Annotated in this window: 1 protein-coding gene; it reads right to left on the bottom strand. The window is 70.4% G+C overall.

Features of this window, described 5'->3' with window-relative positions:
* The coding region (locus ACYQ0U_RS22905; RefSeq protein WP_459976182.1) for a hypothetical protein at positions 1–216 on the bottom strand (216 nt) is incomplete at both ends.

The raw sequence follows: 216 nt of genomic DNA, 5'->3' as shown, positions 1-216 counted from the left end.
GACTCCGAGGCCTTCCAGGTGCGGCCCGGGGTGAGCAGGTTGACGAAGAAGTCGTTCGTCAGCTGCCCCGGGCGGTCGGTCAGCACACCGTGCTGGGCACCGTCGACGTTGGCGCCGAGGGCGCGCAGACCGCCGACGAGGACGGTCATCTGCGGAGCACTGAGGCCGAGCATGTAGGCGCGCTCGACGAGCAGGGTCTCCGGCCGGAGCTTCTCC

Source organism: Nocardioides pyridinolyticus (genome assembly GCF_054653575.1).
This window is presented reverse-complemented; position numbering and strand designations above follow the sequence as displayed.